This window comes from Arthrobacter sp. Cr_A7, assembly GCF_029222765.1.
GTDB lineage: Bacteria > Actinomycetota > Actinomycetes > Actinomycetales > Micrococcaceae > Arthrobacter.
Window position 1 is genome coordinate 1 of the sequence record NZ_JARHXQ010000277.1, and the last position, 10,271, is coordinate 10,271.

The 10,271-nt window shown below is 66.3% G+C and carries 3 protein-coding genes; all 3 read left to right on the forward strand.

The features are described from left to right. A partial coding sequence (locus P2Q66_RS16295; RefSeq protein ID WP_275729785.1) for a fibronectin type III domain-containing protein occupies nt 1-2,963 on the forward strand: 2,963 nt, incomplete at its 5' end. Between the two features lie 157 nt (nt 2,964-3,120). Beyond that, on the forward strand, nt 3,121-9,243 hold the full coding sequence (locus P2Q66_RS16300) for an Ig-like domain-containing protein (protein ID WP_275729787.1): 6,123 nt from the start codon (nt 3,121-3,123) through the stop codon (nt 9,241-9,243). A 43-nt stretch (nt 9,244-9,286) separates the two neighbouring features. Further along, nucleotides 9,287-10,258 (forward strand): MoxR family ATPase, encoded by a 972-nt coding sequence (locus P2Q66_RS16305; RefSeq protein ID WP_115525499.1) that lies wholly within the window; start codon nt 9,287-9,289, stop codon nt 10,256-10,258. Nucleotides 10,259-10,271 lie beyond the last annotated feature (13 nt).

A 10,271-nucleotide genomic window follows, 5' to 3' on the forward strand; every position in this document is an offset into this window, starting at 1 on the left:
GGGCTGCCATCCGGATACGGATCAGTCCCGACGCCGAGCTCAAGCGTCCGGCCGCAAAGGATGACAGGGTTACGCCCTCGGAAACCCTCGGCAAGGCCGCTGTCGACGTCCCGGTCCTCAAGAACGACTCCGATGCCGACGGCGTCGCCGCGGACCTGAAGATCAGCCTCCCCGACGGCAACCCGAACGCGCGGGACGGGGGCTCCGGCAACGTAGTGGTGACCCTCACGCCGGAGGACCAGCTGATTCCCTATACCGTCACGGATGTTGACGGCCTGAGTTCGACCGCCGTTATGTGGATCCCCGGACAGGGAGCCCAATACCCCAGCCTGTCGAGGACCGACATCGTCGAAGTGATGGCCGGCAAGGACGTCACCCTCGACCTCAGCGACTACGTCCGGGTGCGCGACGGGAAGCGGCCGCGCATCACCGTGGCAGACTCCGTCAAGGTCCAGGGCGCTTCGCCGGAAAACGTTATTGCCGGAGACGGGACTGCGCTCCGCTACGCCGCCAAGGCCGACTACGTGGGCCCGGGGTCCCTGACCTTTGAAGTCACGGACGGCAATGGACCGGACGATCCCCAGGGCCTGAAGTCCACCCTTGTCATCATGACCAGGGTGATACCGGATCCCAACGCCAACCACCCGCCCACCTTCAGCGGTGCTGCACTGGACGTACCCAAGGCCGAAACAGCACGGCTGGACCTGGGGCCGCTCGCTGCGGATGTTGATGAGCAGGACAAGGGCAACCTGAAGTTCGAGCTCGACGGCAATCTTCCCGCTGGATTCTCGGCCTCCGTGAACGGTTCAATCCTCGAAGTCCGGGCCGAAACGTCGGTAGCGGCCGGGTTTACCGGAAACATCCCCGTCCGGGTCACTGACGGCAGGTCTCCGGCGGTGAAAGCAAACATCTCCGCACGGCACGTGGCCTCCAACAGGCCCATGCCCGTGGCCAACGACGACGTCGTCGAAAAAGCGAACGCGGGCAAGACGGAAACCGTCAACGTCCTGGGCAACGACGGAAACCCGTTTGATGACGCACCGCTGAAAATTGTTGCCGCGGGAGTGGAAACGGGATCTGCGGCGGGACAACCAACATTCGACGGCGACTCCATCACCGTGACCCCGGCACCGGGTTTCAAGGGCGTGATGGTTGTCCGCTACACGGTGGTGGACAAGACCGGCGACGTATCACGGCAGGCAACCGGCCGCCTGCGGCTGACCGTCCGCGATGTGCCTGACGCGCCCTCTGCCCCCTCCGCCACGGACGTCCGCAGCCGGACAGCCGTCCTCAAGTGGGCGCCGCCGTCGGACAATGGCGCCGCCATCACCGGCTACCGCGTGGAATCCAACACCGGCTTTTCGCAGGCGTGCCCCACCACCACCTGCACACTCTCCGGGCTGACCAACGACGTCAAATACGTCTTCACCGTCATCGCCGAGAACGAAGTGGGCAAATCCCGGCCATCGGCAGCCTCGAACGAGATCCGGCCGGATGAAAAGCCCTCCCCGCCGGACGCACCGTCGGTCAAAGCCGGCGACAGGAACATGGTCATCAACTGGCCTGCCGCCAAGACGGAGGGCTCCGCGGTCAAGCATTATAACTTGGAGATCTCGCCGCCGCCTTCCAACGGCATCGCCGTCAAAAATGAGGTGGCCAGCCTGAACTACACGTGGACCGGCCTCACGAACGGCGTCAAGTACCGGGTCCGCGCTCAGGCAGTCAACGAACTTGGCCCCTCCGAATGGAGCATCTACTCCGTAGAGGACAACCCTGCCGGTGTTCCGGCCGCCCCCGCTGCACCCACCACGGCTGTGGCCTCCGCAGTTGGCAGCGAAAACCAGATCAGGGTGGACTGGGCCGAACCCGACACCAACGGCGATCCCATCCGGAACTACTACGTCACCATGAATGGCGGGGGCGCAGCCCCACAGACCCAGGTGGTGGCCGGGACAGTCCGCACTGCCGTGTTCCGGGCACAGAACTCCGAGACGGCCTTCACCTTTACCGTCCAGGCCGAAAACAAGGCCGGCAAGGGCGCCGCCAGCCCACCCTCGGCCCCCCGGCGCGCCACCGGAAAACTCGCCCAGGTTTCCGGCGTCAGCGCGACGCCCGCCAATACAAACGGCGCCGGCCGGCAGGTCACCATCCAGTTCAACAGGCTCACGGACGCGCAGCGCAATGGGTCCCGGGCCGAAGAAGTCAGTTACCGGTACTCGGCAGGAGGACAAACCGGACCCATCAGCCCTGGCGAAACCGTGGGCGGATTCACCAACGGACAGGCGCTTGCCGTCACCGTGACAGCGGTATCCACCGTGGCGCCGAGCTCGGATGCGAGTGCACCGGCCCGGGTCACGCCGTACGGGTCACCCGGCACACCGTCAGCCAGCGGCACCAACGGACAGCTCAATGACCAATCCGTGACGCTGAGCTGGTCATCGCCCTCCACGTCCACCAACGACGTAGCGGAGACGAGGATCCTCATCAGCGGCGGCGGCTGGGAGAGTGTTGCGCCGTCCGGCAGCCGCACGATCAACACCGGGGGCTGGGAACAGCAACGCACCATCACCGTGCAGACGTTCAACTCCCTGGGGACCGGCAGCGCCCAGGTCAGCGCCACCGCCACCTCCGGCAAGCGAGGTGAATGGACAACCCGGCTCAGCTCCGCAGACCCGACTTTTGTTCGGTCGTGCACCTACACCCTGGGCGGGGCGAACTACCGGCCGGCACCCTACTACGACTGCGACGGCATCAACGCACACCAGCCGCCGTGGCTGTACGTTGCCGACAACCACACCCTCGTGGTCCGCTGCTACATCATCCAGAGCGACCACTGGACCCCCAACCCGATCCAAGCCTGGTACCGGATCGAGGCAGGTTCTGCCAGCAACGTGGGCCGCTACGTCGTGGCCGGATCCACCACCCTGGGCCAGCCGGGAAATGCGGGGGTACCGCCATGCTGACACCCCTGATGGAAGGTGCTGCAGACCGGACGCGGGGGGAGGCCTCCCCATCGCGGGCTTACTGCCCCTTGGGTAGGCTTGCCCGGGAAACGGAGAGCCCGGTACCGGGTTCTCTCACGTGCCGGCCTGGGGGCCGCAAACGGGGGATATCTACGCTGTGACAGGTCTGCTGGGGAAACTTGGACTGCAACGGCGCCACAAAAAGATCGTCACCGGCACTGCCTTTGGTGCCGCGGTGGCTGTTGTGGTGACCGGGGCAGTGCTCTATCCGGGGTTCAAGACCACTGAGGTGGAGTTGAACGACGGCGGTGTGTGGGTGGTGTCGAAGTCGAAGAATGCGGTGGGCCGGCTGAATTACCCGTCGCGTGTCCTGGATGGTGCGGTGACGCCGGCGTCCACGACGTTCGACATTTTGCAGGACGCGGGGGAGGTGTTTGTGGATGATGAGTCTGGTTCGACGTTGAATCAGGTGTCGCCGGCGAACATGCGCCTGGGTGGGGATAAGCAGTTGCCGGGGGCTGCTGATGTGAGTTTCGGTTCGGAAGTAATCTCGGTGACGGATGCGGCCTCGGGCAAGGTGTGGGCGGTGTCGCCGTCCACGGTGAATGGTTTTGATGAGGAGGCTACCGAGCCGGTTCTGGTGGGCTCCGAGGGCACCGTGTCGGCTGTGGGGGAGGATGACCGGATCTACTCGGCGGATCCGGAGTCGGGTGTGGTGACGGTGACCGGTGTTGATGCCAACGGTGAGGTCACGTCCTCGGAGTCCGAGACGTGGGGCGAGTTGAAGGGCGCGGGCGACCTGCAGATCACGGTGGTGGGGGACCAGCCGGTGGTTCTTGATGCGGCTGCGGGGGAGTTGTTCCTGCCGGGCGGGAAGCGGCTGCAGCTGGAGAACGCCCGCGAGGCGAAGCTGCAGCAGGGCGGTCCGGCCAGCGACTTTGTGGCAATTTCGACGCAGAAGGCGCTGCTGAAGCAGCCGCTGGATGGCGGCACGGCCAAAACGGTGACGTTCGACGGCGAGGGTGTCCCGGCTGCGCCGGTGCAGTTGGCCTGGTGTGTGCACGCGGCGTGGTCGGGGGCGAACAAGTACGTCCGGGACTGTGTGGATGATGCTGACGACAAGAACGTGGACGTGCCCAAGGCCAGTGCGTCGCCGTCGTATGTTTTCCGGGTGAACCGGGACCTGGTGGTCCTGAACGATGTTAACTCGGGCAACGTGTGGCTGGTCAACCAGAACATGCAGCTCGTCAACAACTGGGACGACGTCATTCCACCCAAAAACGAATCCGACGAGCAGGACCAGGAATCGGCGGACAACAACACCATCAACGTCCTGCCGGACCGCACCAAACCCAACCGTCCGCCGGAAACCAAGCCCGACGCCGTCGGCGTCCGCCCCGGACGGACCACCGTCCTCAGCGTCCTGGACAACGATTCCGATCCTGACGGCGACGTCCTCACCGCCGCCCTGGCGGATACGGGCCCGAAGTCCGGCACCCTGGAGAACATCTACGGCGGCACGGCCTTCCAGGTCTCCGTCCCGGCAGATGCGAAACCGGGCACCGAGACGTTCAACTACAACGCCTCGGACGGCCGCGGCCTCTCGGCCGGCGGCCAGGTCACGCTCAGCGTGGTGGGCCCTGACGAGAACAAGCCGCCACAGTTCAAGCGCGGCGATGACACCACCATGCTGGTGGAGCAGGGCAAGACCGTCAGCCAGAACATCCTCACGGACTGGATCGACCCCGACGGCGACGACCTGGTCCTCCTCGACGCCAAGGCAGACAACGACCAGGACCAGGTGAAAGTCCGCCGCGACGGGCTCCTGACGTTCCAGGACTCGGGCGCCACGGCCGGCAAGAAGAACGTCGAGGTGACCATCTGGGACGGCCGCGCCACCGTGACCGGAAAAGTCGTGGTCAACGTCCAGCCGCCGGGAGCCTTAGCGCCGGTGGTCAATGCCGACCACGTCACGGCCGTGGTGGGCCAGGACCTGGTCATTTCCCCGCTGAAGAACGACGTGGACCCCAACGGCGGCGCCCTCCGGCTCGCCCAGGTGGAGGCAAACGGCCCGGCCGAACTCGGCCCGGTCACCGACGGCGGCACGTTCACCTTCCGCAGCACCACCCCCGGCCCCGTGTACCTGACCTATATCGCCAGCAACGGCCCGCAGAGCAGCCAGGGCCTGATCCGCGTTGACGTCGAATCCGGGGATGAGACTGGCAACCCGGTGGCCGTCCACGACGTGGCGCTGATGCCCACCGGCGGAAGCGTGCTGCTGGACCCCCTCGCCAACGACTCCGATCCGTCAGGCGGGGTCCTGGTACTCCAGTCCGTCCGGCTGCCCGAAAACTCCACCGCATCTGTCAGCCTGATCAACCACAGCGTCCTGCGCATCACGGACATCCTGGGGACCAGAGACCCCATCCTGTTCGAATACACCATGTCCAACGGCAGGAAATCGGCCACGGGCAGCGTCTCGGTTGTCCCGGTCCCGGCCCCGGCCGTGGTAGAGGCTCCCCAGCCGAAACCGGACGAGGTCAACGTCCGCGTGAACGACGTCGTGACCATCCCGGTGCTCGACAATGACACCCACCCGCAGGGCCAGGAACTCACCGTGGACCCTGTCCTGCCGCAGGGCGTGGACCCGGTGGACGGCAAGAGCTTCGTCTCGGAAAACACGCTGCGGTTCATTGCCGGCAGCCAGCCCAAAACGGTGCGTGCCATCTATAACGCCATGGATCCGCAGGGCCAGAAGAGCGCTGCCGCGGTGACCATCCATATCCTTCCGCTCGAAGGTGCCGAAAACTCGCGTCCGCAGCCGCGCAACCTCACCGCACGCGTGGTGGCCGGCGGCACGGTCCGGATCCCCGTTCCCCTGGACGGCATCGATCCGGACGGCGACTCCGTCCAGCTCACCGGCATCGACAGCACCCCGGCGATGGGAACGGCCGCCGTCGGCAGCAACTTCATCGACTTCACGGCAGCCGGGGACGGCGCCGGAACTGATACCTTCCGCTACAAGGTGGTTGACCGCCAGGGGGCTGTCAACACCGGAACGGTGACTGTGGGCATCGCGCCGCGCGGCGAGACCAACCAGAAACCCACCCCCGTGGATGACGAGGTGCGGGTCCGCCCCGGCCGGCAGATCGCCGTCGACGCAACCGGCAACGACACGGACCCGGACGGCGACCTCATCCGCATCCTGACGGACGGCATCGAAGCAGACCCGGCACTGCAGGCCACCGTCAGCAAGGCCAGCGGCAGGATCATCCTGCTGGCGCCGGGCGAAGCCGGAACCGTCAACGTCCGGTACACCATCGCCGACGACAGGGATGCTTCCGCCCAGGCTGCCATCGGTGTGGTGGTGGACAACGAGGTGCCCCTCAAGGCGCCGATCGCCCGTGACGACAGGGTCACCTCCGCACAGACCATGGGGAAGTCCGCCGTGGACGTCCCCGTCCTGAAGAACGACGAGGATCCCGACGGCGTGGGGGAGAACCTGCAGATCAGCACCGACACCACCACCGCCCGGCCAGGCGCCGACGGCACCATGATCGTGGACCTCACCGAGCAGCCGCAGCTCATCCCTTACACCGTCGAGGACGTGGACGGCCAGCAGTCGACGGCGGTCATTTGGGTTCCGGGGCTCGGCCAGCAGGTGCCCACCCTGGCCAAGGACGAGGTCATCGAGGTCATCGCCGGCCAGTCCGCGGACGTCGACCTGGACGAGTGGGTGAAGGTCCGGGAGGGCCGGTCACCGCGGCTGACGCAGACTGACCGGATCAAGCTGATCGGTTCGGACGGCAGCGATCCCGTCACGGGCGACGGCACCGGACTGAAGTACACGGCAGGCACCGACTATGTAGGGCCGGGGTCGCTGACCTTCGAGGTGACGGACGGGACCGGGCCGGACGACCCGGCAGGCCTTAAGTCCACCCTCAGCATCCGCACCAAGGTCCTGCCTGATCCCAACCGGAACAACCCGCCGGAGCTCCTGGGCGCAACCGTGGACGTGCCGAAGGGTGACGCCGCAACTGCGGACTTGGGCAAATTGACCTCGGACCCCGACCGGGACGACGTCGAAAAGATGAAGTACGAGCTGGTGGGCGGATCGCCTGCCGGTTTCAACGCAAGCATTGACGGCAAGACCCTCAAAGTATCGGCAGCCGATTCGAGCGGCACCGGAACCACCGCGGCCGTCCAGGTCAAGGCCAGGGACCCGCGCGGGCTTGAAGCAGTGGCCACGTACCAGCTGTCAGTTACCGCATCCAACCGGCCCAAACCAGTGGCCAATGACGATGTCCAGGACAACGCTGCCGCCGGCAAGCCCGTGACGGTCAATGTCCTGGCCAACGACGCCAACCCCTTCCCGGAAACGCCGCTGAAGATCATCGCGGCCGGGGCGGAAACCGGCAGCGGCAACGTTGACGTCAACGGTGACGCCGTGACGATCACCCCGGCGCCGGGCTTCACCGGGACCATGGTGGTGTCCTACACGGTGGCCGACAGGACAGGGGATTCCTCCCGGCAGGCGACGGCCCGCGTCCGGCTCACCGTCAAGGACAAGCCGCAGGCGCCCGCCACCCCGCAGGCGCAAAGCGTGGGGGACCGGACAGCACTCCTGAACTGGACGGCGCCGGCGGACCGGGGCTCCCCGATCACCAAGTACACCGTGTACGGCGAGGGCGGGTTCCAGCAGGACTGCCCCGCCAACACCTGCACCCTTGACGGACTGGTCAACAACACCAAGTACCACTTCCAGGTCACCGCCACCAACGAGTTCGGCGAGTCCGACCGGTCCCCGGCCTCGGCCGAGGTCCGTCCCGACGTCAAGCCCGACACCCCGCTGGCGCCCTCGCTGAAGTTCGGCGACAAGGAGCTGTCCATCAACTGGACCGCCCCGGCCAGCAAGGGTTCCCCGGTGAAGTCCTACGACCTGGAGATCTCGCCGCCGCCGGCAGGGCAGAACGCCCAGATCCAGAACCTGACGGCTGTCAGCTACGTCTGGAAGGGCCTGCAGAACGGCGTCTCCTACAAGGTCCGGGTCCTGGCCCGCAACGATGCCAAGGAACCGTCCGAGTGGAGCCCGTACTCGGCTGCCGAAGTGCCGGCCGGCGTCCCCGCAGCCCCGGCGGCGCCGACCGCTGCCCAGGCATCCTCGGTTGGCAGCCAAAGCCAGATGAAGGTGACCTGGACGGCGCCGAACAACAACGGCGACGCCGTGTCCGCATACACCCTGACCACGCTTCGCGGCGGTACTGTGGTCAACACCCAGCAGGTGGCGGGTACGTCCCAGAACGTGACGGTGGACAACTCGGAAACCAACTACACGTTCACGGTTTCCGCCACCAACAAGGCGGGCACCAGTGCAACCAGTGCCCAATCGGCGGCAATCCGTGCCGTGGGCAAGCCAGGAACCGTGGCTGCCCCCACGGCAGCCCTGGTGGACACGGACGGCAACGGCGGCAAGATCGACGTCCGCTTCACCGTGTTGACGGAAGCGCAGAGGAACGGGTCCGCCCCGGCCGAAATTACCTACCAGTACAGGCTCACGTCAGGAGGCGGCTCCGGAACCATCCCGGCCGGAGGAGGCGTGGTGGCAGCCCCCAACGGCACTAACACTGCAGTTGTGGTGTTGGCCGTGTCGTCCCGCAGTACCGTTGCCGGCGATGCCAGCGCCCCGTCCAACTCCGTCAACCCGTACGGCCTGGCGGATGCTCCCGTGGTGACAGGGGCCAGCAAGCCCCAGGGGGAACGGTCGGTTTCCTGGACCTGGACCCAGCCCAGCGGCAATGGCCGGCCCGTGACCGGCTACCAGTACAGCCTCGACGGCGGTGCCTGGACGAATATCGATGCGCGATCCTTCTCCACGGGTGCCGGCTACAGCGAAACCCATACCCTCCGGGTGCGGGCCGTCAGCGCCGGTCAGCCGGGCCGGATCGGCAGCGACACGTCACGCAGCGGTTCAGAGCCACCGCCTCCGCAACCCACCTCGTGGACCATCACCGCCACACCGGTCCGCAGCTGCACCGAGCCCGGTTACGGCGTGGACAGCTTCCGCGCCGGCAACCCGTCCAGCTGCGTCAGCCCCGGCAAGTGGCTGCCCGAAAACACCCCGTCCGAGTCGGATTTCTATGTGGTCTGGTACAAGACCTCGGAGAACCCATCCGGCATCTGGTACCACCTGACCAGCGGTCCCGCCGCCGGCAACTACGTCCGTCACGACACCACCAACAGGGACGGCCAAGGCCCGCCCGCCGGCATGCCGCAGCGCTAGCCCGTTACTGCTTTCCCCCTACTCATCAAGCAAAGGATTGACCATGACCATGACCACCGAGCAGGCCGCCTGGTTTGCCGACACGTTCGAGAAACTCGTTGCCAATGTGGGCCAGGCCGTCCTGGGCAAGGAACACGTCATCCGGCTGACGTTCACGGCCATGCTCGCCGAGGGCCACGTGCTGTTCGAAGACGCGCCGGGAACCGGCAAGACGTCCCTCGCCCGGGCCCTCGCCGCCACGGTGCAGGGCTCCAACAACCGCATCCAGTTCACTCCGGACCTGCTGCCCTCGGACGTCACCGGCGTGACCATCTATGACCAGAAAACGCAGAAGTTCGAGTTCCACAAAGGCCCGATCTTCAACAACATCGTCCTCGCCGACGAAATCAACCGTGCCTCGCCCAAGACCCAGTCCGCACTGCTCGAGGTGATGGAGGAATCCCGCGTCACGGTGGACGGCGTCACCTACGAGGCAGGGCGGCCGTTCATGGTGATGGCAACCCAAAACCCCATTGAGCAGGCCGGCACCTACCGGCTTCCCGAAGCACAGCTGGACCGCTTCCTGATCAAGACGTCCATCGGCTACCCGGACCACGCCTCCACCGTGCGCCTCCTGGGCGGGTCCAACCTCAAGGACCGTTCCAAGGAACTGTCGGCCGTCATCACCACGCAGGCCGTCGCTGACATGGCCGACCTCGCCGCCACGGCGCATGTGGACACGGCCGTCCTTGAATACATTTCCCGGTTGTGTGAAGAAACCCGCAACGCCCCCGAGACCCGCCTCGGCGTCTCGGTCCGCGGCGCGCTGGCGATGGTGCGTGCCGCCAAGGTCTGGGCCGCCTCGCAGGGACGGAACTTCGTCCTCCCGGACGACATCAAGGAACTAGCTGCCGTGGTGTGGACGCACCGTTTTGTGATGGACCCGGAAGCGGAATTCTCCGGAGCCACAGCCGGGGCTGTGCTGACCCGTATCCTCGCGGACGTCGCCGCCCCGCAGCAGCGCACCAACGCCTGACCGCCGCCACCCC